Here is a 24,918-nt window from a genome sequence, read left to right as displayed (position 1 = left end):
TCGCTCTACCGTGGATTGCGTCACACCAAGTGCCGATTCTGGCACGTCTGGTGATCATGGTTCCGCCTGCCCACGACCTTGGGGGACACATGTCCGGGCGCACAGACAGCAAGAGGTTCCGGGTCCGCAGGGACTCCATTCCCGCCGCTCGGCGGCACGTCAGAACGGTCCTGGTCGGGTGGAAGCTCGGCGGCCTGGTGGACGACGCGTCGCTGATCGCCAGCGAGTTGGCCACCAACGTCATCACCCACGCCAAGGGCACCGGCGACTACTTCGAGTTGGGGTTACGGCGCCGAAGCGGCGTGCTGATCCTGGAGGTCGCCGACTCCTACCAGTGGCTGATGCCGGAACTCCGCAAGCCCACCGACGACGACACGTCGGGCCGAGGCCTCCTCATCGTCGACGCGCTCGCCGAGCGGTGGGGCGTGCGACCGCGCAACCCCGGAAAGACCGTTTGGGCTCAACTGCCCACCGGCAACGCTCCCCTGTGAAGGGCCCTCCACCCCACGCGCACGCACCTGCCCGTCCCCCGCCCCGGCCCTTCGCCGAACTGGTACGTATCGAGGCCGACCCCGTGGTCGGCCGGGCAGTCGCTTCCGCCCTCAAGGCCGCCGGGTACGCCCCGTGCCTGATCGCCAGGGACGGCCTGCGGGGAGATCCGGACGGGGCGCGTACGAGACCGGTTGATCGCCACGTGCTCTTTGCTCAGGCGGGCCCCTGCGCTCCCCCGGATGCCACCGCGCACGCCTCCTCGTCGGTCACCCCCGCCGCCGCTGTGCCTTCGATCAGTGCGTCCAGCCGGTCTCGGGCGGCGAGAAGGCCGGCGACGGCCTCGTCGATGCGGGCCCGTTCGCGGTCCAGGTAGGGGAGGGCGCTGGAGCAGGCCGGTTCCTGGATGCGGTCCTCGTCGACCATGCAGGGCAGTAGTTCAGCGATGGTGACGGTGTTGAGGCCTGCGGCCAGCAACATGCGGATGCTCCGTACGGTGACGACGTCCGCTTCCTCGTACTCGCGGTAGCCGCTGGGGCGGCGAGCCGGCCGGAGCAGGCCCTGCTCCTCGTAGTAGCGCAACAGACGCTGGCTGACGCCGGTCCGCCGGGCGAACTCCCCCATGAGCATATGACGACCACCACGTTGGGTTGACTCTCACACCGATGTGAGACAGCAGTCTATTCCGCATGACACATCAGCCATCAACTCAGCTGTCGCTCCCACCCGTTACCGTCATCGGACTCGGCCCCATGGGGCTCGCTCTCGCCGGAACCCTGCTGCGGAGCGGCCATCCCACCACCGTCTGGAACCGCACTCCCGAGAAGGCCCGCGATCTCGTCTCCCGGGGCGCGCGCCTCGGGGTGTCCGTGGCCGATGCCGTAACCGCCAGTCCCCTCACCCTCGTATGCCTGAAGGATTACGCGTCGCTGTATGAGGTGCTCGATCCCGCGGCCGGAACGGTGTCGGGCCGGGCGCTGGTCAACCTCAACTCCGGCACGCCTCAAGAAGCGCACACGGCAACCGAATGGGCGGCCGAGCGTGGCGCCGGGTATCTCGACGGCGCGATCATGGTGCCGCCGCCCCTCGTCGGGGACCCGGGGTCCGTCTTCCTCTACAGCGGTCCGCGCGAGGTCTTCGACGCCCACCGGGCCACGCTGGAGAGCCTGGGCGACCCCCGCTACCTCGGCGACGACCCCGGGCTGGCCGTGCTCCACAACGCGGCGCTGCTCGGCCTCATGTACGCGACCATGAACGGATTCCTGCACGCCACCGCGCTGGCCGGCTCGGCGGGTGTGCCGACGGCGGAGTTCGCCGATCTCGCGGTCAACTGGTTCCTGCCCACGGTGGTGAACTCAACCCTGGCCGAGCACGCGCCGGACCTCGACGCGGGCCACTATCCGGGCGACCTCGGCACCCTGGAGATGAACCTGAACGCCCTGGACCACATCGCCCGCACCTGCGTGGAACAGGGCGTGCACGCCGAGCAGCCCCGGCTGATGCGGGAGATCGCGGCGCAGGCCATCGGCGACGGCCATGGCGGCTCGAACTACCTGGCCGTGTTCGAGGTCTTCAAGAAGGCGGCTGCTTCGGCCACCTGAAGGCCGGCCGCCGGGTCGGAGAGGGCGGGGTCGGCGGTGACCGGGGCAGGGCGCGGGCCGAGGTCAGGGCGTCGGTCAGATCGGTGAGCGGGGCGTCCACCGTGGCCCTCGGGCCCGCCCGGCGCGCCCTGGCCCTGCCCCCGCCCCACCTCCCCGACCGGCAATCCACGTGCCGTCCCGTCGCTCCGCGTGGTACTCCTCGCCGTATGGGAGATCTCGTGACAGCGCGGCTCGTGCTGCATCCGATGACCGTTGACGAAGCTGGGCGGCTGGTGGCGGGCGAGTCGCCCGGCGAAGACCGGTGGGCGCCCGGGTACCCCACCGACGGGGACGTGGTCGCCGCCACGCGCCTGCTGAACACCTGCGCGGACACCGGGGACCCCCAGCCGTTCGGCAACTATGAGATCCGTCGCCGCGAGGACGGCCTGGCGATCGGCGGTCTGGGCTTCCACAGCCCCCCGGACGAGCACGGCAGCGTGACGATCGGCTACGGCATCGTCCCGTCGGCGCAGGGCCAGGGGTACGCGTCCGAAGCCCTGCGCGGACTGCTGCTCTTCGCGCGGTCGCACGGCGCCGCCCGGGTGAAGGGCGACGCCGACCACGACAACATCGCGTCCCAGCGCGTCATGATGGCGGCCGGGATGCGGGCGGTCGGAGAGGACGACCGGGTCAGGTACTTCGAGACCGACTGGACCGACACGGCTGCGACACCTGACCCGCGCGCCTAGGGAGCGCCCGGCCCGGAACCACCGGACACTCCCGCTCAAGGAGCGCCCGGCCCGGACCCCCCGGACACTCCCGCATAAGGAGCGCCCGCCCCCGAACCGCCGGGCACGTCCTCCCCGGACACGCCCGCCTAGTGCATCCCGGCGTCTCCCAGACAGAACTCGTTGCCCTCCGGGTCCTGGAGGGTGGTCCACGCCCCCGGCTCCGTGTACTCGCCGATCACCGTCGCGCCCAGCTTCACCAGGCGCTCCACGTCGGCCGGGCGGTCGGGCGAGGAGAAGTCGACGTGCACCCGGTTCTTGGTCACCTTGGATTCGGGCACCCGTTGGAAGCCGAGCACCATCGGTGTCGTGGCGAGGATGACGAACTCACCCTCGTGATCCTGTGCCACCTGGACGCCCAGGGCCTCGGCCCACCAGGCGGCGAGCGCGCGGGCGTCGGTGCAGTCGATCGTGACCATCTCAGCTGCGATTCGCATGCCTGTCACCGTACGACCCGCCACTGACAACGGGCCGGGAGCACGCGCGTACCCCCGGCCCGCGGCCGCCGAAAGGAGCCTCAGTCGAAGATCGGGCCCTGCGTGCGGGTCCGCTTGATCTCGTAGAACCCCGGGATGGAGGCGACCAGCAGCGTGCCGTCCCAGAGCTTCGCCGCGTCCTCGCCCTTGGGGGCGGGGGTGACGACGGGGCCGAAGAAGGCGACCTGCTCGCCGTCCGCGCCGGGCACGGCGATGACGGGGGTGCCGACCTCCTGGCCGACCTTGTCGATGCCCTCCTTGTGGGAGGCGCGCAGCTGCGTGTCGTACGTGTCCTTGTCCGCGTACTCCAACAGGTCCTCGGGCAGGCCGACGTCCTTCAGGGCGCCGGCGACGGCCTCGAGGGTGGGGCCCTCGCCGTTGTTGTGGATGCGAGTGCCGAGGGCCGTGTAGAGGGGGCCGACGACGTCGTCGCCGTGGAGCTGCTGGGCGGCGACGACGACCCGTACCGGGCCCCACGCCTTGTTCTCCAGCAGGTCGCGGTACTCCTCGGGCAGTTCGTCCAGCTTGTCCTCGTTCAGGACGGCCAGGCTCATCACGTGCCAGCGGACCTCGATGTCGCGGACCTTCTCGACCTCGAGGATCCAGCGGGAGGTCATCCACGCCCACGGGCAGAGCGGGTCGAACCAGAAGTCGGCCGGGGTCTTGCCGTTCGCGGGGGTGTTCTGGGACATCTCTCTCCTCAGGAAAGGCCAGTTGCTGCTGTGGTCCAGAACACCTCCGCGGGACCTCCCATTCCCGGACCGCGCGGTACGGGAGCACCGGATACCGGTCACCGGAGACGCGTGCAAGGATCAATGGGTTCGAACACGACACATGACGCGCGTCACGAAGGAGTGCCCGTGCCCGGTGAAAACCTGTCCCGCGACGAGGCCCAGAAGAGGGCCGAGCTGCTGACCGTCGACGGTTACGAGGTCGAGCTCGACCTGCGTTCCGCCGTCGGCGAGCCCGAGGGGGCCGACGGGGGCGACGGGGACGCCGGTCCGCGGACGTTCCGGTCGCTCACCACCATCCGGTTCCGCTCCGCCGTCGCGGACGCCTCGACCTTCGCCGACCTGGTCGCGCCCGGTGTGGACGCCGTGACGCTGAACGGGAAGGCCCTCGACCCCGCCGCCGTCTTCGACGGGGCCCGGGTGGCCCTGGACGGGCTCCTGGAGGGCGAGAACGTCCTCGTGGTGGACGCCCGGTGCGCGTACAGCAGGACCGGCGAGGGCATGCACCGCTTCGTCGACCCGGAGGACGGCGAGGTCTACCTCTACACGCAGTACGAGCCGGCCGACGCCCGCCGGGTCTTCGCCAACTTCGAACAGCCCGACCTGAAGGCCCCCTACCGTTTCCAGGTGACCGCCCCCGCCGGCTGGCGGGTCTGGTCCAACGGGGCCGAGGAGTCGCACGAGGGCGGGGTGTGGCGGTTCGCGGAGACGAAGCCGATCTCCACGTACATCACGGCCGTCGTCGCCGGTCCGTACCACTACGTGACCGATCACTACAGCCGTACGTTCGACGACGGCACCACCCTGGAGATCCCGCTCGGCGCGATGTGCCGCAAGGGGCTCGCCAAGCACTTCGACGCGGACGACGTCTTCCTGGTCACCAAGCAGGGCCTGGACTTCTTCCACGACAACTTCGACTACCCGTACCCCTTCGGGAAGTACGACCAGGCGTTCGTGCCGGAGTACAACCTCGGGGCGATGGAGAACCCGGGCATGGTCACCTTCCGCGAGGAGTACATCTTCCGCGGCAAGGTCACCTCGGCGGCCTACGAGCGGCGCGCCAACGTCATCCTGCACGAGATGGCGCACATGTGGTTCGGCGACCTGGTCACCATGGAGTGGTGGGACGACCTGTGGCTGAAGGAGTCCTTCGCGGACTTCATGGGCTCCTTCTCGATGGTGGAGGCGACCCGCTTCACCAACGGCTGGATCACCTTCGCCAACAACCGCAAGGCGTGGGCCTACCGCGCCGACCAGCTGCCCTCCACGCACCCGATCACGGCCGACATCCGTGACCTGGAGGACGCCAAGCTGAACTTCGACGGCATCACGTACGCCAAGGGCGCCTCCGTACTGAAGCAGCTCGTGGCGTACGTGGGACGCGACGCCTTCCTTGAGGGCGCGCGGCGCTACTTCAAGAGCCACGCGTACGGCAACACGCGCCTGGGTGACCTTCTTTCGGTGCTGGCGGAGACCTCGGGGCGTGACATGACGGCCTGGTCGCGCTCGTGGCTCCAGACGGCCGGCGTCAACGTGCTGACGCCCGTCGCGGCGTACGACGCGGCCGGGACGCTCACCGAGCTGACCGTCGTCCAGGAGGCCGCCGCCTCCCACCCGGAGCTGCGCCCGCACCGGGTCGCCGTCGGCCTGTACCGGCTCACGCCCGAGGGTGAGCTGACGCGTTACGCCCGCGCCGAGGTGGACGTGGCCGGGGAGCGCACGGTGGTGAAGGAGCTGGCCGGGGCGGAGCGGCCCGACCTGATCCTGGTCAACGACGACGACCTCACGTACTGCAAGGTCCGCTTCGACGAGGGGTCCCTGGCCACCCTCCGCGACCACCTGGGCTCCATCACCGACCCGCTGGCCCGCGCCCTGTGCTGGTCGGCCCTGTGGAACCTGACCCGGGACGCGGCTCTGCCCGCCCGCGACTTCGTCGCGCTGGTGCTGGCGCACGCCGGGCGGGAGAGCGACATCGGGGTCCTCCAGATGCTGCACGCCTGGGCGCAGTCGGCGCTGGTGAACTACGCCGCCCCCGCCTGGCGCGAGGAGGGCGGCCGGGCGCTGGCCGAGGGCGCGCTGCGCGAGCTGCGGCAGGCCGAGCCGGGCAGCCAGCACCAGCTGACGTGGGCCCGCTTCTTCGCGGCCGTCGCGGGCTCCGAGGCGGACTTCCAGCTGCTGGGCGGGCTGCTGGAGGGTACGGCCCGGATCGAGGGCCTGGAGATCGACCAGGAGCTGCGCTGGACCTTCCTCTCGCCGCTCGCCTCGCACGGCGTGGCGGACGAGGCGGCGATCGACGCCGAGCTGGCCCGCGACGACACGGCGTCCGGCAAGCGCCACCACGTGCGGTGCCTGGCCTCGCGCCCGTCCGAGGCGGTCAAGGCGCAGGCGTGGGCGGCGGTCGTGGAGTCGGACAAGCTCTCCAACGCCCTGGTCGAAGCGACGATCGCGGGGTTCGAGCAGCCCTCGCAGCGGGAGTTGCTGACCCCGTACGCGAGCCGCTACTTCGAGGTGATCGAGCGGGTCTGGGCGGAGCGGTCCATCCAGATCGGCATGCACGTGGTGAGGGGGCTCTTCCCCGCTCTCCAGGACAGCCCCGAGACCCTCGCGGCGACCGACGCCTGGCTCGCCGGCCACGCGGAGGCCGCTCCGGCGCTGCGCCGGCTGGTGCTGGAGGCCCGGGACGACCTGGCGCGGGCGCTGCGCGGGCAGGAGTGCGACGCGCGGGCGTAGGCGGGCAGGCCCAAGGGGCGCGCGGAGTCGGTGTGTGCGCGGCGCGAAAGCGGCGCTCGCACACCTGCCCCGACGCGCCCCTCCCATTTCCGGCGCGACGCCCCTTTTCGGCTGTCGAACATCCGTACTTTAGGGCGTTGTTGTCCTGGATTGTCGACGGATGTGTAACAGGGGTTAGGGCACCCTGCGTTGGCGGGAAATCATCGACCATGACCCAGAACACCCCGCTCTCCCCTCTGTTCCCCCGCCCCCTGCACCACCTCCAGGACGTGACGCACCGCGTCCTGTCCGCCGCCCAGCTCCGGGCTCGGGGCGTCTCCGCCGCGCAGACGTCCGCGCAGTGCCTGCCCGGCGGCCGCTGGCAGCACCTGCTGCCGGGGGTCTACCTGCTGCACCCGGGCCCGCCCAGCGGCCAGGAGCGGCTGCGCGGCGCCCTGTTGTACGCGGGGCGCCCGCCGGCCTCCGCCCGGCGCACGCCCCCGGAGCCGTCGGACGCGGGGTTCGGCGAGGCGATGGTGACCGGGCCGGCGGCGCTCGCGCTGTACGGCTTCGCCACGGGAGGGGACCTCGGGTCGCTGCACCGCATCGACGTCCTGGTGCCGCGCACCCGGCGGCTGCGCTCGACCCGGTTCGTGGAGGTGGTGCGGGGGACCGCGCTGCCCGCTCCGGTGCGGCTGGCCGGGGTGCCCGTCGCCCCGGTGGAGCGGGCGCTGGCCGACACGGTGGCGGGCATGGCCGAGGCACAGGACGTGGCCCGGCTGCTGACCGAGGCCGTACGGGCCGGGCACAGTGAACCGGCCGCCGTGGTGCGGGAGCTGAGCGCGGCGAAGCTGCTGGGGCGGCCCGCGGTGGCGCGTGCGGTGGACGCGCTGCTGGCGGAGGGGCGGGCGGTCGCGGAGGAGCGGCTGTACGCGATGGTGCGCGAGCACGGACTGCCCGAACCGCTGTGGAACGTCGGCCTCCGGCTGCCGGGCGGGCCGGAGCTGGGCGAGGTGGACGCGTACTGGCCGGATCTCGCCGTCGCCGTCGAGCTGGACACCCGGGCGCCCCGGTTCGGTGCGCCGGGCGAAGGGCCGTGGGAGGTGAACCGGGGTCCGGAGCGCGCGGAGGACCCCCAGTGGTCCGCGTACGCCGCCAAGCGGGACCGCTTGGAGCGGCTGGGGGTCACGGTCGTCCACCTCACCCCGAGGAAGCTGCGCGAGGCGATGGACCAGCAGGCCACAGTGGTGCGCACGGCGCTGATGGCGGCGGGCGACCGGGAGCCGGCCGCGTACGTGATGGTGCTGCCCCGTTGAGACGGGGGCCCGCGGCGGCCCGGTGCCACTGGTCCGGACCACATGCCCGGAATCTATGATTCCCCCCTGCGCTTTCGCCTCATTCGTCCCTCGTGACGCATCGTGCCCCGTGGCGGATCTATGCCATGTACCTGTCTCGTCTCCGTCAACTCTCCACAAAGCCCTGTCATTTACGACAGGGTGAGCGGTCATCCGGTACCGAATTCCGGACTCTCTCTTTCAATTACAGGGATGCTGATGACCAAGGAATCCCCCAGCTCCATACCCGGGGCGAGGCGCGCCGCGCGTATCGCGGCCGCTGCCGGCCTGGCTGCCGCCCTCGCGGCCTCCAGCGCCGCGCCGGTGTTCGCCGCCGACGACCCGGCACCGGCACCCGTCAAGCCGGCCGCCACGAGCGACCGGGGCGACAAGCTCGGCAAGGCCGACGCCGAAGTTCTGGCGAAGGCCGAGGCCAAGGGCGAGAAGAACATCACGATGATGATCGCCACCACTCCGGGGGCGACCGAGCAGGTCACCGAGCAGCTGGACGCCGTCAAGGGCTCCGTGCTCGGCCAGACCTACGACAAGCTCGGCTACGTACGGGCGACGGTGCCGACCAGCACCGCCGAGGCCACCATCGAGGCGGCCTCCAAGCTCAAGTCCGTTCTCGGCATCGATCTCAAGCAGGAGATCAAGCTGGACGACCCGACGCCCTCGGGCGACCGGGCCGCGGGGGCCAAGCAGCTGAAGGCCACGGGCAGTTACCCGGCGCCGGGCAAGAAGACCCCGGCCGCCAACCCGTACAACCCGTCCTTCGAGACGGGCGCGGTCGAGTTCGTCCAGAAGAACCCGAAGGCCGACGGCCGCGGGATCACCATCGGTGTCCTGGACTCCGGTGTCGACCTCGGCCACCCGGCGCTGGCGAAGACCACCACCGGCGAGCGCAAGATCGTCGACTGGGTGACCGCGACCGACCCGGTCAACGACGGCGACGGCACCTGGCTGCGGATGTCCCAGACCGTCACCGGTCCGACGTTCACCGCCGGCGGCCAGACCTACTCGGCGCCCGCGGGCACCTACCGGTTCGCCACCTTCGCCGAGGCGGCGACCACCGGCGGCGACATGGCGGGCGACCTCAACCGCGACGGTGACACCACCGACGTCTGGGGCGTGCTCTACGACCCGGTCACCGGCACCGTCCGGGTCGACCTGAACAGCAACGCCAACTTCTCCGACGACGCGGTGCTCAAGCCGTACAAGGAGAAGTTCCAGGTCGCCTACTTCGGTCAGGACGACCCGCGCACCGAGGTCGTCGAGCGCATCCCGTTCGTCGTCGAGACCCGCAAGAACGTGGTCTACAACGCGTCGGGTGACAAGTCCGACTACGTCAACATCGGCGTGATCGAGGGCTCGCACGGCACGCACGTCGCGGGCATCACCGCGGCCAACGGCCTGTTCGGCGGCAAGATGAACGGCGCGGCGCCCGGCGCCAAGGTCGTCTCCTCGCGCGCCTGCACCTGGTCCGGCGGCTGCACCAACATCGCGCTGACCGAGGGCATGATCGACCTCGTCGTCAACCGCGGCGTCGACATCGTCAACATGTCGATCGGTGGCCTGCCGCCGCTGAACGACGGCAACAACGCCCGCGCCGAGCTCTACAAGCGCCTCGTCGACATCTACGGCGTCCAGCTCGTCATCTCGGCCGGCAACAGCGGCCCGGGGCTCAACACCATCGGTGACCCGGCCCTGGCCGACCACGTCATCTCGGTGGGCGCGTCGATCTCCAAGGAGACGTGGGCCGCGAACTACGGCTCCAGCGTCACCAAGAAGTACGACCTGCTCCCCTTCTCCTCGCGCGGTCCGCGTGAGGACGGCGGCTTCACGCCGACCATCTCGGCTCCGGGTGCGGCGATCAACACCACCCAGACCTGGGCCGAGGGCGGTCCGGTCAAGGAGGCGGGCTACTCCCTGCCGGCCGGCTACTCGATGCTCCAGGGCACCTCGATGGCCTCGCCGCAGGCCGCCGGTGCCGCGGCTCTGCTGCTCTCCGCCGCGAAGCAGAAGGGCCTGGAGCTGCCCCCGGCCGACCTCCGGGTCGCGCTGACCAGCTCGGCGACCCACATCAAGGACGTGCCCGCGCACGCCCAGGGTTCCGGTCTGATCGACATCGTCGGTGCCTGGAAGCTCATCACCAAGAAGGGCAACCCGGCGCACGAGTACAAGGTGAAGGCCCCGGTCGACACCGCGATCGACTTCGCGCTCAAGGACCCGGGCTTCGGCACCGGCCTCTACGACCGTGAGGGCGGCCTCAAGGTCGGCGAGACGAAGGTCTACGAGATCACCGTCACCCGCACCACGGGACCGGACCGCAACGTCCAGCACAAGCTGTCGTGGAAGAACAACAACGGCACCTTCAAGCTGAGCAGCCCCCAGTACGTCTCGCTGCCGCTGGACGTCCCGGTGAAGCTGAAGGTCACGGCGAAGGCCAAGACCGCGGGCGTGCACAGCGCCATCCTGGAGCTGGACGACAGCAAGACCATCGGCATCGACCACCAGGTCCTGTCCACGGTCGTCGTCGCCCACGAGCTGAACCACCCCGGTTACGCGTTCAAGTCGTCGAGCTCGGTGCAGCGCAACGGCACCACCTCGTACTTCTTCAACGTGCCCGAGGGCGCCAAGACCCTCGAGGTCGCCATCAGCGCGCTGCGCTCGGGCAGCCAGACCCGGTTCATCGCCCTGCACCCGTACGGGACGCCGGTCGACCCGACCTCCACGGTCAACTGCTACCCGAACTACGAGAACCCGGCCAACACCTGCCGCCCGGACGTGCGGTCCTACAAGGACCCGTACCCCGGCGTGTGGGAGATCGAGGTCGAGGCGCGCCGTACGTCGCCGCTGCTGGACAACCCGTTCAAGCTGGACGTCTCGCTGCTCGGCGCCTCCTTCGACCCGGCGGTGCAGACCATCGCCGAGGCGAAGATCGGTGCTCCGGCCGCGGTGAACTGGACGGTCACCAACGGCGCGGCGGCTCTTGAGGGCAAGCTCAAGGGCGGCGCGCTCGGCTCGGCCAAGGTGGACAAGCCGTCGATCTCCACGGGCGAGACCCGGCAGACCACGGTCACCATCGGTGCGGGCGTCGAGAAGCTCGACTTCGCCATCGGCGGTACGTCGGACGCCAACGCCGACCTCGACCTGTACGTCTTCCGGGGCGCCACCCAGGTCGGCAGCGGCACCACCGCCGGCTCGGAGGAGAAGGTCAGCCTGGCCAACCCGGCCGCCGGTACGTACACGGTCATCGTCGAGGGCTACTCGGTTCCGTCCGGGTCGACCACGTACGACTACCGCGACGTGTACTACTCGGCCTCGCTCGGCACCCTGAAGGTCGACGCGTCGAAGACCTACAACCTGGCGAACGGCGCCTCCGCGCAGGCCGCCGCCGAGGTCGTGGTCGCCGGTGCGGCTCCCGAGGGCCGGCAGTTCTTCGGCGAGGTCCAGCTTGTCAACGCGCGCGGCACCGCCGCGGGCACCGGCAGCGTCGTGATCGAGAAGGTCACGCCGTAACGGATCGCTCCTGAGGAATCCGACGGACCGGTCCTGAGAGACCCGACGGATCGGTCCTGAGGAACCCGAGGGATCGGTCCTGAGAAACCCTGATCGATCCTGATCGGCAGCGGGGCGGGCGCTCATCACGAGCTCCCGCCCCGCTGTCGTGTGTCCACCGCGCGTGTTCATCGCGCTGTCCACCGCGCGTGTTCATCGTCACACCGGGACCGGGCCGCCGCAGATGTTCCCCTTGGCACACACGGCCGATGCAGAATCTGCGGTCATCGCGCGATGAGTCCGCAGGTCGGACAATGGATTGGACAAGCCGGGGCCGGTCATACGCATCATGGAGCGGCAAACGGGCCGCGCACGCGTACAGCTCACGTACAGAGGAGTCCCAGTGAAGGTCGGAATCGTCGGCGCCACCGGTCAGGTCGGCACAGTCATGCTCAGAATCCTGGCCGACCGGAACTTCCCGGTCGACGAGCTGCGGCTGTTCGCCTCCGCCCGGTCCGCGGGCTCCACGATCGACTTCAAGGGCTCCGGCGTCACCGTCGAGGACGCCTCCACGGCCGACTACACCGGTCTGGACATCGTGCTGTTCTCCGCCGGCGGCGCGACCTCCAAGGCGCTGGCCGAGAAGGTCGCCGGCCAGGGCGCCGTGGTGATCGACAACTCCTCCGCCTGGCGCAAGGACCCCGAGGTCCCCCTCGTCGTCTCCGAGGTCAACCCGCACGCGGCCCGCGTCCGCCCCAAGGGGATCATCGCCAACCCGAACTGCACCACGATGGCCGCGATGCCCGTGCTGCGCCCGCTGCACGCCGAGGCCGGTCTCCAGGCGCTGACCGTCGCCACGTACCAGGCCGTCTCCGGCTCCGGGGTGGCCGGCGTCGCCGAGCTGCACGGCCAGGCGTCCAAGGTCGTCGCCGAGGCCGAGAAGCTGGCCCACGACGGCGAGGCCGTGGACTTCCCCGAGCCGGCCGTCTACAAGCGCCCCATCGCCTTCAACGTGCTGCCGCTGGCGGGCTCGATCGTGGACGACGGTTCGTTCGAGACGGACGAGGAGCAGAAGCTCCGCAACGAGTCCCGCAAGATCCTGGAGATCCCGGAGCTGAAGGTCTCCGGCACCTGCGTCCGGGTCCCGGTCTTCTCCGGCCACTCGCTCCAGATCAACGCCCGCTTCGCCCGCCCGATCGGCGTCGAGCGCGCCTACGAGCTCCTGAAGGACGCCGAGGGCGTCGAGCTCTCGGAGATCCCGACCCCGCTCCAGGCGGCGGGCAAGGACGCCTCCTTCGTGGGCCGCATCCGGGTCGACGAGACCGTGGACAACGGCCTCGCGCTCTTCGTCTCCAACGACAACCTCCGCAAGGGCGCCGCGCTGAACGCGGTCCAGATCGCGGAGCTGGTGGCGGCCGAGCTGAAGGGCTGACGCGCGACCCTCATACGCGTACGCGTACGGAAGGGGCGGCCACCGGGGAACACCGGTGGCCGCCCCTTCGTGTGGTCACGGGGCCGGAGCGCGAGGTGGCGACGGCAGGGCCCTGTCGATGCGGCGCACCGTGCGCAGGGCGCCAGGGCGTGCGAACGGGTAGCCCCGGCGCGCCGGGTCCGGGCCCGCGCACTCCTCGGCGTGGATGAAGACGGGGCCCTGCTCGTCGTACGCCCCCGGGCTCGCCCCGGTCCCGGCCGCCCAGCGGCGCAGCGGGGCGTAGGAGACCAGGGCGATGCGCTCCCCCGGCTCGCTGCCGCGCAGGCAGCAGCGGAGGGGGGCGCCGCCTTCCGTCTCCGTGTACGGGGCGCAGGGGCTCCCCGCGTCGTCGGTGGCGCGGAGTTCGGCGAGGGCGGCGGGGGTGACGGCGCGGGGCTCGTACCGAGTGGTGACGTCGGGCTCGTACCGAGTGGTGGGGCGGGGGTCGTATCGGGTGGTGGCGCGGGGCTCGTAGCCGGTCATGCTTCGAGCCTGCACCGGCCGGACGGACTCCTCCGGCGGAATTCGGACATCGTGCTGGGAGCGCCGAGCCGGGATGGGCCGCCGGGCGCACGCCGGGAGCACCGCCCATGGAAGGATGGCCAAAAACACCGCATACCAAGTCGCACACCAAGGAGATGACCGCGTGCCTGGCACGAATCTGACCCGCGAAGAGGCACAGGAGCGGGCGCGCCTGCTGACCGTGGACGCGTACGAGATCGATCTCGACCTCTCCGGAGCGCAGGAGGGCGGCACCTACCGGTCCGTGACCACCGTGCGCTTCGACTCCGCGGAGGCGGGTGCGGAGACCTTCATCGACCTGGTCGCCCCGGCCGTCCACGAGGTCGTGCTCAACGGCAAGGCGCTGGACGTCGCCGCCGTGTTCCGCGACTCCCGGATCGCGCTGCCGCGGCTGAGCGAGGGCGCCAACGAGCTGAAGGTCGTCGCCGACTGCGCGTACACCAACACCGGTGAGGGGCTGCACCGGTTCGTCGACCCGGTCGACGAGCAGGCCTATCTCTACACCCAGTTCGAGGTGCCGGACGCCCGCCGCGTCTTCGCCTCCTTCGAGCAGCCGGACCTGAAGGCGTCCTTCCAGTTCACCGTGAAGGCCCCCGTCGGCTGGACGGTCATCTCGAACTCGCCGACGCCCGAGCCGAAGGACGACGTCTGGACGTTCGAGCCGACGCCGCGCATCTCCACGTACATCACGGCGCTCATCGTCGGCCCGTACCACTCGGTGCACAGCAGCTACGAGAAGGACGGCCAGTCCGTCCCGCTCGGCATCTACTGCCGCCCCTCGCTCGCGGAGTACCTGGACGCGGAGGACATCTTCGCCGTCACCCGGCAGGGCTTCGCGTGGTTCCAGGAGAAGTTCGACTACCCGTACCCGTTCGCCAAGTACGACCAGCTCTTCGTCCCGGAGTTCAACGCGGGCGCGATGGAGAACGCGGGCGCGGTCACCATCCGCGACCAGTACGTCTTCCGCTCCAAGGTGACGGACGCGGCGTACGAGGTGCGGGCCGAGACCATCCTGCACGAGCTGGCCCACATGTGGTTCGGCGACCTCGTCACCATGGAGTGGTGGAACGACCTCTGGCTGAACGAGTCGTTCGCCACCTACACCTCGATCGCCTGCCAGGCGGACGCCGAGGGTTCCAGGTGGCCGCACTCGTGGACCACGTTCGCCAACTCCATGAAGACCTGGGCGTACCGGCAGGACCAGCTGCCCTCCACCCACCCGATCATGGCGGACATCCGGGACCTGGACGACGTCCTCGTCAACTTCGACGGAATCACGTACGCCAAGGGCGCCTCGGTGCTCAAGCAGCTCGTGGCGTACGTCGGCAAGGACGCGTTCTTCCAGGGCGTGCAGGCCTACTTCAAGGCGCACGCGTTCGGCAACACCCGCCTGTCCGACCTGCTGGGCGCGTTGGAGAAGACCTCCGGCCGCGATCTGAGCACCTGGTCGAAGGCGTGGCTGGAGACGGCCGGCATCAACATCCTGCGCCCGGAGATCGAGACCGACGCCGACGGTCACATCACCTCCTTCACCGTCCTCCAGGAGGCCCCGGCGCTGCCCGCCGGAGCCAAGGGCGAGCCGACGCTGCGCCCGCACCGGATCGCCATCGGCGCCTACGACCTGGACGCGGACGGCAAGCTCGTCCGTACGGACCGGATCGAGCTGGACGTCGAGGGCGAGCGCACCACCGTGCCGTTCCCGGAGGGCACCGCCCGCCCGGCGGTCATCCTCCTCAACGACGACGACCTCTCGTACGCGAAGGTCCGCCTGGACGAGGAGTCGCTGCGGGTCGTCACCGAGCACCTGGGCGACTTCGCCGAGTCGCTGCCGCGCGCCCTGTGCTGGGCCTCCGCCTGGGACATGACGCGCGACGGCGAGCTGGCGACCCGGGACTACCTCGCGCTGGTGCTCTCGGGCATCGGCAAGGAGTCGGACATCGGCGTCGTGCAGTCGCTGCACCGCCAGGTGAAGCTGGCCCTGGACCTGTACGCGGCCCCCGAGACCCGTGAGGCCGCGCTCAACCAGTGGACGGAGGCGACGCTGGCGCACCTGCGGGCGGCGGAGCCGGGCAGCGACCACCAGCTGGCGTGGGCCCGCGCCTTCGCGGCGACGGCCCGCAACCCGCAGCAGCTGGACCTGCTCCAGTCGCTGCTGGACGGTACGGAGGCCATCGAGGGCCTGACCGTCGACACCGAGCTGCGCTGGTCGTTCGTACAGCGGCTGGCGGCCGTCGGCCTGCTGGACGAGGAGGAGATCGCCGCCGAGTACGAGCGCGACAGGACGGCGGCGGGCGAGCGCCACGCGGCCTCCGCTCGGGCGGCCCAGCCCTCGGAGGAGGCCAAGGCCCAGGCGTGGGCCTCGGTCGTGGAGTCCGGCAATCTGCCCAACTCCCTCCAGGAGGCGGTCATCGGCGGCTTCGTCCAGTCGGACCAGCGCGAGCTGCTGGCTCCGTACACGGAGAAGTACTTCGCCTCGGTGAAGGAGGTCTCCGACTCGCGCAGCCACGAGATGGCCCAGCAGATCATCGTGGGCCTCTACCCGGCGCTCCAGGTCTCCCAGGAGACGCTGGACGCCACGGACGCGTGGCTGGCCTCGGCCGAGCCGAGCGCGGCCCTGCGCCGGCTGATGTCGGAGTCGCGGTCGGGCGTGGAGCGGGCCCTGAAGGCCCAGGCGGCGGACGCGGCGGCGGCCACCGCGTAGCCCTGTGCGCGGACGCCCCGGGGCGTCCTCTCCGCTGCTGCGGAGGGGGCGCCCCTTCGCCTTGCACGCCCCTCCTCCGTGGAGACCGCCCGGCGGGCGGGCGCGGGAGCGCAGCCGTCCACCGGGCGGGAACTGGGGAACACCTCAGGGTGATGCCGCAGGGTTACCGGGGCACAAGGGCACGCGACCGAGTTACGGGTCACGCGCCCGGGTCGCGGGTTACGCGACCGAGTCACGGGCCAGGGGCCCGAGTCACGGGGTTACGCGCCCGACTCCTCGTAGCGGCGGGTGAGTTCGGCCGTGCCGGACTCCGTGAAGCCCCCGTGCAGCCGCATCCGGGCCACCCCGCCGTCGGGGAAGGCGTCGAGGCGGACGTGGGTGACGACGGCCTGGGCGCCCAGCACGAAGCGGTGGAGGGTGTCGGGCTGGAGGCGGGTGCGCGGGATGATCTCGAACCACTCGCCGGTCTCGCCGTCGCGGCCGTGGAGGGCGATCCAGCCGGCGGCGTTGCCCTTGAGGCAGGCGGTGTCGATCTCGACCGCGCGGACCGCGCCCTGCGCGGCGAGGCGGAAGCGGACCCAGTCGTTGGTGTCGCGGACCCGGCGGCGGCGGTTCTCCCAGCCGTCGTCCATCTTGCGGGAGGTGCCCGGCAGGATGATCTGGGTGGGCGAGGAGTAGAAGCGGTCGGACGCGTCCTCGTAACGGCCGCCGTTGAGGACCGAGACCAGGTCGACGGTGGAGAGCGCGGCGATCCAGGCCGGGTCGGGGACGACCTCGCCGTGGACGCGGAGGCGGGCTATGCCGCCGTCGGGGTGCTGGCAGAGGCGGAGGTGGGTGTAGCGGCGGTCGCTGGTGATCTCGAAGGCGTTGGCCGCGTGGCCGCGTACGGGGGTGGGCGGAAGGATCTCCTCCCACTTCACCTCGTCGGCGAGCAGCTCCTCGGGGCTCGGGGCGCCTTCGACGGCGGTGGCCTGCACCGATACGCGCTGGGGGTAGTTGCCGCGGAAGTGGGCGGTGTCCACGACCAGGCCGCGGACGATGCCCGGGGCGCCGAGGCGGACGATCGCCCAGTCGTGGTCCTCGGGGGCCGGGAAGGGGTGTTCGGCGTCCGTGCCCCGGCGGCGGCGGGTCTCCCAGCCGTCCATGATCTTGCCCTTGTGGCCGAAGCGCTCGGGGTCGAAGACGGCGCGCTCGCGCAGGAGGAGGTTCTCGCGCTCGGCGAAGAACTCGTCGGCGGCGGCGACCACACCCGCGCCGAGCCGGCGGTCGGCGAGGTCGACCAGCTCGGTGAAGGGGAGGTCGCCCGCCTCGCGGTAGTCGGCGTACGGGTCGCCGCCGCCGTAGGGCGCGGCGTCGTTTGCGTGGGGGTCGGTGTCGGGGTTCTGGAATGTGGTCCCGCTCGCGTCGAAGGTCATGCCCCCACCTTCGCGCCACCGGACCCATCAGGTCCATCGAAAGTTTTCGCAGATACCGTTCAGCTCAGCTGAAGAGTGCCGCACCGACCCACTCTTCAGCCGGATGACTCCGCGACCCGGGTGAGCGCCGACAGCACCCGGGCCACCGCCGGGCCCCTCTCCGCCCCGTGCCGGACCGCCGCCACCACATGGCGGCGCGGCTGGTCCACGTCCAGGACCCGCATCGCCACGCCCTTTGGCCGCTGCTCCCTGGAGGCCATCCGGGGGACGAGGGCGACGCCCATGCCCGCCTCCACCAGGGCGAGGATCGCGGTCCAGCCGGCGGCGCTGTGGGCCTGCTCGGGGACGAAGCCCGCCGCCTCGCAGGCGGCCGTGGTGATCTCGGACCAGGGGCCCGAGCCGCCGAAGATCCAGCGGTCGGCGGCCAGGTCGGCGAGGCGCAGCGCGGGTGCGTCGGCCAGCGGGTGGCCGGCCGGGAGCGCCACGTCCAGCGGGTCGGCGAGCAGCGGGAAGAGGGTGAAGCGGGGATCGCGGGCGGTCGGGGCGTGGGCGGCCAGCGACAGGGCCAGGTCCACCTCGCCCGCGGTGAGCAGCTCGTACGCCTGGGCCGCCTCGGCCTCCCGTACGCGTACGTCGGGCCCCGGGCGCTCCTCGGCGCGCAGCAGCCGCACGGCGGGGACGACGAGGGCGGGCACGGCGGTGGAGAAGGCGCCGACCCGCACCTCACCGGCCTCGCCGCGCAGATAGCCGGTCAGTTCGGCGTCCGCCCGCTCCAGCTGGGCGAAGACCGCCTCGGCGTGGCGCAGGACGAGGTGGGCGGCGTCGGTGAGGCGGACCCGGCGGCCCTGCGGCTCCAGGAGCTCCACGCCGAGCTGCCTGGCCAGGTTGGTGAGCTGCTGGGAGACGGCCGAGGGGGTCATCGAGAGCGCCTCGGCGGTCGCGGTCACCGTGGAACGGTCCCGCAGGGTGCGCAGGATGCGGAGCTTCTTGACGTCCCACTCGGTCATGGCCGCAACCTACCGGCCGCGCGCGGCCGGACCCACGCGGTGCCCTCCGGCCGGTCCCGTACGTCCGGCGCCGGACGTGCGGATGCGCCGCGCGGTAGCTCCTACCGGCGGCGCACCCCGCGTACGTGTGCGGGTCAGACCTGCTTCTTGGACTTGTCCAGGACCATGACCAGGGCCGTGATCGCCAGGAAGATGGCGATGGGCGCGATGACGTAGAGACCGATGGTCTCCATCGCGCTGAGGCCCGGACCCGGGTCGTCACCGTCGTCGCGCGTGAGCGCGAGTGCCGGGGCCGACATGAGCAGCATCATCAGCGTCGTCCCGGCCGCAACGACGCCGGCGCGCATAGTGTTCTTCTTGTCCACGGTGCCAACGTAGCGAACGCCTAGGCGGGACGCTCGCCCGGGGGTGCCGTACGGGCCCTTCCGGGCCGCAGGACCTCCATCAGGCCGTGCAGCCGGGGCGAGGCGGCGATCTCCTCCAGGGTGACGGGGTGGCCCTCCGGATCGGCGATGGGCAGCCGCCAGTTGGGGTACTGGTCCCAGGTGCCGGGGAGGTTCTGCGGGCGGCGGTCGCCCACCGTGTCGGGGAGCCAGACGCCGACCATCCGGGCGGGGGTGGCCCCGAGGAAGCGGTGGACGGCGCGGACGGCCGCCTCCTCGTTGCCGTCGCCCTCGGGGAGCATCCGCAGCCGGGCGAGGAGGGCCAGCCACTCCGCCGTGCCGGTGACGTCCTCGGTGAGCTCCTCCTCCAGGGGGCGGGTGAGCAGGCCGAGGCGGTGGCGGAGCGTCACATGGTCGCCGGTCAGCCGGGCGGCGGTGGAGGGCAGATCGTGGGTGGTGGCGGTGGCGAGGCAGTCGCGGCGCCACTTCCCGGGGGCCAGCGGGCGGCCGTCGCCGTCCCAGTCGCGCTCGAACCAGAGCACGGAGGTACCGAGCACCCCGCGCCGGGCGAGCGCCTCGCGGACTCCGGGTTCGACCGTGCCGAGATCCTCGCCGACGACGACGGAACCGGCCCGGTGGGCCTCCAGGACGAGGACGGCGAGCATCGCCTCGGCGTCGTACGAGACGTAGGTGCCGTCGGTGGGCGGGCGGCCCTGGGGCACCCACCAGAGCCGGAAGAGGCCCATGACGTGGTCGATGCGCAGGGCGCCCGCGTGGGCCAGCAGGCCACGCAGCAGGCCCCGGAAGGCGGCGTGACCGGTGGCGGCCAGCACGTCGGGACGCCAGGGCGGCAGGCCCCAGTCCTGGCCGCGCGCGTTGAAGGCGTCCGGGGGCGCGCCGACGGACATGCCGTGGGCGAAGGCGTCCTGCTGGGCCCAGGTGTCGGCCCCCGCGGGGTGCACGCCGACGGCCAGGTCGTGGACGATCCCGATCTCCATCCCGGCGTCCTCGGCGGCCCGCTGGGCGTCGGCGAGCTGGGTGGCGGTGAGCCAGGCGAGACGGCAGTGCAGGTCCACCCGGCCCAGCAGCTCGGAGCGGGCGCGGGCGGTCGCCGGGGAGCGGGGGTCGCGCAGGGGCTCGGGCCAGCCATGCCAGTCCGGCCCGTGCACCTCGGCGAGCGCGCACCACAGGGCGTGGTCCTCCAGGGCCGCCCCCTGTTCGGCGAGGTAGTCGCAGTAGGCGGCGCGGCGGCCGGGGGTGAGCTCCACCTCGGCGATGAGCTCCAGCGCCTGCCGCTTGAGCTCCCAGACGGCGTCCCGGTCGATCAGGGCGCCCTTGTTGAGCACGGTGTCGCTGAGGGCGGCGGCGTCCTGGCGGAGGTCGTCCAGGACGGCCCGGTCGCGGACCTGCCCGTACTCCGGGATCGACTCGACGTGCAGGTGCACGGGGTCGGGGAAGCGGCGCGAGGAGGGGCGGTAGGGGGAGGGGTCGGTGGGGTGGCCGGGGACCGCCGCGTGCAACGGGTTGACCTGGACGAACCCGGAGCCGAGGGTGCGCCCGGCCCAGGCGGCGAGGTCGGCCAGGTCCCCGAGGTCCCCCATGCCCCAGGAGCGGGCGGAGAGCAGGGAGTAGAGCTGGACCAGGAAGCCGTGGGTGCGCTCGGGCGGCTGCGGGACCCGGGGCGGGGCGACGACCAGGGTGGCGGTGGCCTCGTGGTGGTCGGGCGTACGGACGTGGAGGCGGTGGACGCCGAAGGGAGGCTCGGTCCACCCGGCGGGGGCGGGCCGCGGCGTCCCGGGCGGCCCGCCAAAGGCGCGCTCCGGCACCGTCCAGGAGGTGGCGGGGGCCGGTGGTCCGCCGGCCGGCTCCGGCCCGACCGTGACGGTCGAGCCGGGCGGCAGCCCGGTCAGCGCGGGCGGCAGCGGCTCACCGGACCAGACCACCACGGTCGGCGGCAGCAGGCGCGAGCGGGACTCCGCGGCGGCGAGTGACCTCCGTACGTCCTGCGGCGTGCCGGCGTCCACGCCCAGCGCGGCGAGCACGGCGATGACCGTGTCGTCGGGGACGGACACCGTGACATCCGGGGACGGGGAGTAGGAGGTGGCGACACCGTGCAGTGCGGCGAGCCGGGACAAGCCCATTCAGACTCCAGGGAACTCCATGCCCCCTGCGGTGCCGGGTGCGGTCGGCTCGCTGGTCAGAGGGGCGACGGCGGCGAGCGGCGGCTCGCTCGTGAGGGGTGTGGCGTCGGCGAGCGGCGGCTCGCTGGTCAGCGGTGCGGCGTCGGGATACGGGGATTCCCCGAGCAGGAGGGAGATGTCGGCCAGCGGCGGCCCGCTGATCAGGTGGGCGATCTCGGCGAGGGGAAGTCCGCTGGTGAGGGGTGCGGGGTCGGCTTGGGCGGGTACCTGTTTGGAGAGGGCGGAGAGCAGGAGCTGCGCGGAAGCGGGCATGGTTGGCCTCCTGGCCATGGAGAACAGGACACAGCAGGCCTACCCAGGCCTCGCGTGCGCAGACCTGGACGTGACATACGCGTTATGTCCAGGCCGTCCGCACACCTGCGTCATGACAACGAGTCGAACGTGCCGTGGGTCACATTCCGTTCCCCCGTACGGCAGGTATGAACCGTTTTCAGCCACTCCCTCCAGCCACACCGACCCCACCAGGCGCGAAGGTGTCACTATTCCCGGCAAATCCGACAGAACAGCCATGCGCATTGACACCCTTGCGCCCGGGTGGTGGGCTCGGATCCCACCAGGTCCTTTCTAGGGAGCGCGACGTGCGGTTCGGGCGCAGAAAGCAGGCCACGGCCGTGGCCGTCGCAGTGATCGGCGGTCTGCTGGGCTCCACCGCGCCGGCCGTCGCCGCCCCGCTCGACCCCGGCAAACCCCCCGCCACCGCGCCCGACCGCGCCGACAGCGCGCAGCCGCCCTCCGTATGGCCCCGGCCCCAGAGCATCAAGGCCACCGGACCGGCCCTGCCGCTCGGTGCCGAGGCCACCGTCGTCGCCGCGCCGGACGCCGATCCGTACGCCGTGGAGGAGCTCCGCTCCCTGCTGCACGCGGCCGGTGTCACGACCGTGCACGCGAGCCTGCCGGGGCGCGGGCCCCTGATCCGGATCGGCGGGCCGGGCGCCGGAGAGGCGCTGCGGGCGCTGCGCGCACCCGAGCGCGCCGATCTGCCCACCGGCGGCTACCGGATCGCGTCGGGCCGGCTCGCCGGACGCGCCACCGTCGCCCTGGACGGGCTCGGCGAGGACGGCCTGTTCCATGCGGTGCAGACCCTGCGGCAGTTGGTGAGCGGCGGTGCGGTGGCCGGTGTCATGGTGCGGGACTGGCCGGGAACAGCCGTACGCGGCATGGCGGAAGGGTTCTACGGACAGCCCTGGACCCAGGAGGAGCGGCTCGCGCAGCTCGCCTTCATGGGCCGCACCAAGCAGAACCGGTACCTCTACGCGGCGGGCGACGACCCGTTCCGGCTGGCCCGCTGGCGCGAGCCGTACCCGGCCGAGCGGCGGGCCGACTTCCGGGCGCTGGCGCAGAAGGCGCGCGCCGAGCATGTGACGCTCGGCTGGGCCGTCTCCCCGGGCCAGGCGATGTGCATGGCCTCCGACCAGGACGTCCGGGCGCTGACGAAGAAGGTCGACGCGATGTGGGCGCTGGGGGTGCGGGTCTTCCAGCTCCAGTTCCAGGACGTCAGCTACAGCGAGTGGCACTGCGACCTGGACGCCGAGACGTTCGGCAGCGGCCCCAAGGCGGCGGCCCGCGCGCAGGCCCGGGTGGCCGGGGCCCTCGCCCGGCATCTGGAGGAGCGTCACCCGGGCGCCGCCCCGCTGTCGGTGCTGCCGACGGAGTTCTACCAGGACGGGGCGACCGACTACCGCACGGCGCTCGCCGCCGAGCTGGACGACCGGGTGCAGGTGGCCTGGACCGGCGTCGGGGTCGTACCCAAGAAGATCACCGGCGGCCAACTGGCCGGGGCGCGTACCGCGTTCCGCCACCCGCTGGTGACGATGGACAACTACCCGGTCAACGACTACGCCCAGGACCGGATCTTCCTGGGGCCCTACACCGGCCGGGACCCGGCGGTGGCGAGCGGTTCGGCGGCGCTGCTGGCCAACGCGATGGAACAGGCCTCCGCCTCGCGCATCCCGCTGTTCACCGCCGCCGACTTCGCCTGGAACCCGAAGCAGTACCGAGCGGACGAGTCCTGGCAGGCGGCGATCGACGACCTTGCGGGCGGCGACGCGCAGGCCCGGGAGGCGCTGCGGGCGCTGGCGGGCAACAGCGCGGACTCGGTGCTCGGCGCGGAGGAGTCCGCCTATCTGCGGCCCCTGTTCACCGCGTTCTGGCAGTCCCGGGCGGCGGCCGCCCCGGCCCGCGACCGGGCGGCGCGCGAACTGCGGGCCGCCTTCACCGTGATGCGGCAGACCCCCGACCGGCTGGCCACGCCCGCCGACGGGCGGCTGGCCGAAGAGGTGCGGCCGTGGACCGAGCAGCTGGCCCGCTACGGTCACGCCGGTGAGCTGGCCGTGGACCTGCTCCAGGCCCAGGCGGCCGGCGACGGGGCGGGCGCCTGGCGGACGCTGCTGGCGCTGGAGTCGCTGCGCCAGGAGATCGCGGCGGGCCGGGCCACGGTCGGCAAGGGGGTGCTCGACCCCTTCCTGGACCGGGCCGAGAAGGCCGCCGACGGCTGGAACGGTGTGGACCGCAGCAGCGGCCGGGTCACCAAGGACGCGCACAGCTACACGGTCCGGCTGGACCGGGCCCGCCCGGTGGAGGCCGTGACGGCGCTCGCCGAGCCCGGACCCGGCCTGACCGGCGCGGTCGTCGAGGCCCATGTGCCGGGCGACGGCTGGCGGGCGCTGGGGGAGCTGTCCCCGACCGGCTGGACCCAGACCGCGGCGAAGGGGCTGCGCGCCGACGCCGTACGGGTCACGGTGCCCGAGGCCGCACGGACCGCGCCCCCGTCCTACCTGAGCCCCGGTCTGCCGCCGTCCCCGGCGGTCCCGGTGGGCACGCCGCGGCTGCGCGCCCTGGTGCCGTGGTTCGGGGACGAGCCCGCCGCCATGCTCGACCTGGCGCACGGCGAGACGGACGCGGAGATCGGCGGCGAGCCGCAGCGGGTGGCGGCGCGGCTGGCCGGGCGGCGTCCGGCCGAGGTGAAGGGCGCGCTGACCGCGAAGGCCCCCAAGGGCATCGAGGTGCGGGTCCCGAAGCAGACGACCGTGCCGCGCGGGTCGCGTACCGAGGTGCCGGTGGACATCACCGTTCCGGCGGACACCCCGGCGGGTGAGTACGAGGTGCCGCTGACCTTCGGCGGCCAGGAGTCCACCCTGACCGTGCGGGCCTTCCCGCGTACCGGCGGCCCGGACCTGGTGCGTACGGCCACGGCCTCCTCCTCCGCCGACGAGACGCCCGACTTCCCCGCGTCCGCCGCGTCCGACGGCGACCCGGAGACCCGGTGGTCCTCCCCCGCCGAGGACGGCGCGTGGTGGCAGGCCGAGCTCCCGGAGCCGGTGCGGCTGGGGCAGCTGGTGCTGTCCTGGCAGGACGCGTACGCCTCCGGCTACCGCGTCCAGGTCTCCGCCGACGGCCGCACCTGGCGCACCGCGGCGACCGTCCGGGAGGGAAGGGGCGGGCGCGAGTCGGTGCGGATGGACGCGAAGGAGACCCGGTTCATCCGGGTGCAGGGCGACGCGAGGGCGACCGAGTACGGCTACTCGCTCTGGTCGGTGGAGGCGTACGCGGTCGTGGAGTGACCTGCGGCGTACGCCCGCGTGCCGTCGGCGTGCGCGGTCGCGCCGTCGGC

At 72.2% G+C, this 24,918-nt stretch carries 17 protein-coding genes and 1 pseudogene; 9 read left to right on the top strand and 9 right to left on the bottom strand.

What is annotated here, in order from left to right:
* The first annotated feature begins 89 nt into the window (after window positions 1-89).
* Window positions 90-491, top strand: a complete 402-nt coding sequence (locus AB0917_RS00495) for an ATP-binding protein (protein WP_366817208.1) — start codon at window positions 90-92, stop codon at window positions 489-491.
* A 214-nt stretch (window positions 492-705) separates the two neighbouring features.
* Here the strand turns inward: AB0917_RS00495 and AB0917_RS00490 are convergent, their stop codons facing one another.
* Window positions 706-1,119: a MerR family transcriptional regulator gene (locus AB0917_RS00490; protein ID WP_366817207.1), complete on the bottom strand. Its 414-nt coding sequence runs from the start codon at window positions 1,117-1,119 to the stop codon at window positions 706-708.
* A 59-nt stretch (window positions 1,120-1,178) separates the two neighbouring features.
* Between AB0917_RS00490 and AB0917_RS00485 the strand changes: the two genes are divergently transcribed.
* Together AB0917_RS00485 and AB0917_RS00480 are read left to right on the top strand one after the other, a co-directional pair.
* Window positions 1,179-2,090, top strand: coding sequence for an NAD(P)-binding domain-containing protein (locus tag AB0917_RS00485; protein ID WP_366817206.1), 912 nt, complete (start codon window positions 1,179-1,181; stop codon window positions 2,088-2,090).
* A 206-nt stretch (window positions 2,091-2,296) separates the two neighbouring features.
* Complete coding sequence (locus AB0917_RS00480; RefSeq protein ID WP_366817205.1) at window positions 2,297-2,818, top strand: GNAT family N-acetyltransferase; 522 nt, start codon at window positions 2,297-2,299, stop codon at window positions 2,816-2,818.
* Window positions 2,819-2,946: 128 nt separating this feature from the next.
* Here AB0917_RS00480 and AB0917_RS00475 read toward each other — a convergent pair whose 3' ends face one another.
* The gene (locus tag AB0917_RS00475; RefSeq protein WP_366817204.1) at window positions 2,947-3,294 is read right to left on the bottom strand and encodes a VOC family protein; all 348 of its coding nucleotides are present in this window, start codon (window positions 3,292-3,294) and stop codon (window positions 2,947-2,949) included.
* Between the two features lie 80 nt (window positions 3,295-3,374).
* The gene (locus AB0917_RS00470; protein WP_366817203.1) at window positions 3,375-4,025 is read right to left on the bottom strand and encodes a DsbA family protein; all 651 of its coding nucleotides are present in this window, start codon (window positions 4,023-4,025) and stop codon (window positions 3,375-3,377) included.
* 168 nt (window positions 4,026-4,193) lie between these two features.
* Here AB0917_RS00470 and pepN (AB0917_RS00465) point away from each other — a divergent pair, with 168 nt between their 5' ends.
* From pepN (AB0917_RS00465) to AB0917_RS00450, 4 genes are all read left to right on the top strand, one after another.
* Window positions 4,194-6,794 carry an aminopeptidase N gene (pepN, locus tag AB0917_RS00465; RefSeq protein WP_366817202.1) on the top strand — a complete coding sequence of 867 codons (2,601 nt, stop codon included), beginning with the start codon at window positions 4,194-4,196 and terminating at the stop codon, window positions 6,792-6,794.
* A gap of 209 nt (window positions 6,795-7,003) precedes the next feature.
* On the top strand, window positions 7,004-8,089 hold the full coding sequence (locus tag AB0917_RS00460) for a hypothetical protein (protein WP_366817201.1): 1,086 nt from the start codon (window positions 7,004-7,006) through the stop codon (window positions 8,087-8,089).
* A gap of 231 nt (window positions 8,090-8,320) precedes the next feature.
* Complete coding sequence (locus AB0917_RS00455) at window positions 8,321-11,629, top strand: S8 family serine peptidase (protein ID WP_366817200.1); 3,309 nt, start codon at window positions 8,321-8,323, stop codon at window positions 11,627-11,629.
* A 382-nt stretch (window positions 11,630-12,011) separates the two neighbouring features.
* Entirely contained in the window at window positions 12,012-13,040 is a 1,029-nt protein-coding gene (locus tag AB0917_RS00450; RefSeq protein WP_366817199.1) for an aspartate-semialdehyde dehydrogenase, read from the top strand.
* A gap of 120 nt (window positions 13,041-13,160) precedes the next feature.
* On the opposite strand, the pseudogene AB0917_RS00445 reads toward AB0917_RS00450, so the two are convergent.
* Window positions 13,161-13,562, bottom strand: a pseudogene (locus tag AB0917_RS00445) (DUF1203 domain-containing protein); the annotation flags it as partial.
* A gap of 163 nt (window positions 13,563-13,725) precedes the next feature.
* On the opposite strand from AB0917_RS00445, the gene pepN (AB0917_RS00440) reads away from it, so the two are divergent.
* Window positions 13,726-16,302: an aminopeptidase N gene (pepN, locus tag AB0917_RS00440; RefSeq protein ID WP_366817198.1), complete on the top strand. Its 2,577-nt coding sequence runs from the start codon at window positions 13,726-13,728 to the stop codon at window positions 16,300-16,302.
* Between the two features lie 260 nt (window positions 16,303-16,562).
* Here the strand turns inward: pepN (AB0917_RS00440) and alc are convergent, their stop codons facing one another.
* From alc to AB0917_RS00415, 5 genes are all read right to left on the bottom strand, one after another.
* Window positions 16,563-17,717 (bottom strand): allantoicase, encoded by a 1,155-nt coding sequence (gene alc / locus AB0917_RS00435; protein WP_366817197.1) that lies wholly within the window; start codon window positions 17,715-17,717, stop codon window positions 16,563-16,565.
* A gap of 95 nt (window positions 17,718-17,812) precedes the next feature.
* Window positions 17,813-18,724, bottom strand: coding sequence for a LysR family transcriptional regulator (locus tag AB0917_RS00430; RefSeq protein WP_366817196.1), 912 nt, complete (start codon window positions 18,722-18,724; stop codon window positions 17,813-17,815).
* A 134-nt stretch (window positions 18,725-18,858) separates the two neighbouring features.
* The gene (locus AB0917_RS00425) at window positions 18,859-19,089 is read right to left on the bottom strand and encodes a hypothetical protein (RefSeq protein ID WP_366817195.1); all 231 of its coding nucleotides are present in this window, start codon (window positions 19,087-19,089) and stop codon (window positions 18,859-18,861) included.
* 20 nt (window positions 19,090-19,109) lie between these two features.
* Entirely contained in the window at window positions 19,110-21,248 is a 2,139-nt protein-coding gene (gene malQ, locus AB0917_RS00420) for a 4-alpha-glucanotransferase (RefSeq protein WP_366817194.1), read from the bottom strand.
* Window positions 21,249-21,560 carry a hypothetical protein gene (locus AB0917_RS00415; protein WP_366817193.1) on the bottom strand — a complete coding sequence of 104 codons (312 nt, stop codon included), beginning with the start codon at window positions 21,558-21,560 and terminating at the stop codon, window positions 21,249-21,251. It abuts the gene before it with no gap.
* Between the two features lie 326 nt (window positions 21,561-21,886).
* Here AB0917_RS00415 and AB0917_RS00410 point away from each other — a divergent pair, with 326 nt between their 5' ends.
* Entirely contained in the window at window positions 21,887-24,868 is a 2,982-nt protein-coding gene (locus AB0917_RS00410; protein WP_366817192.1) for a beta-N-acetylglucosaminidase domain-containing protein, read from the top strand.
* The last annotated feature ends 50 nt before the right edge of the window (window positions 24,869-24,918 follow it).

Source organism: Streptomyces sp. NPDC007346 (assembly GCF_040703535.1).
Lineage (GTDB): Bacteria > Actinomycetota > Actinomycetes > Streptomycetales > Streptomycetaceae > Streptomyces.
The sequence above is the reverse complement of the archived record's forward strand: the minus strand, read 5'-3'. Positions and strand labels throughout refer to the sequence as shown.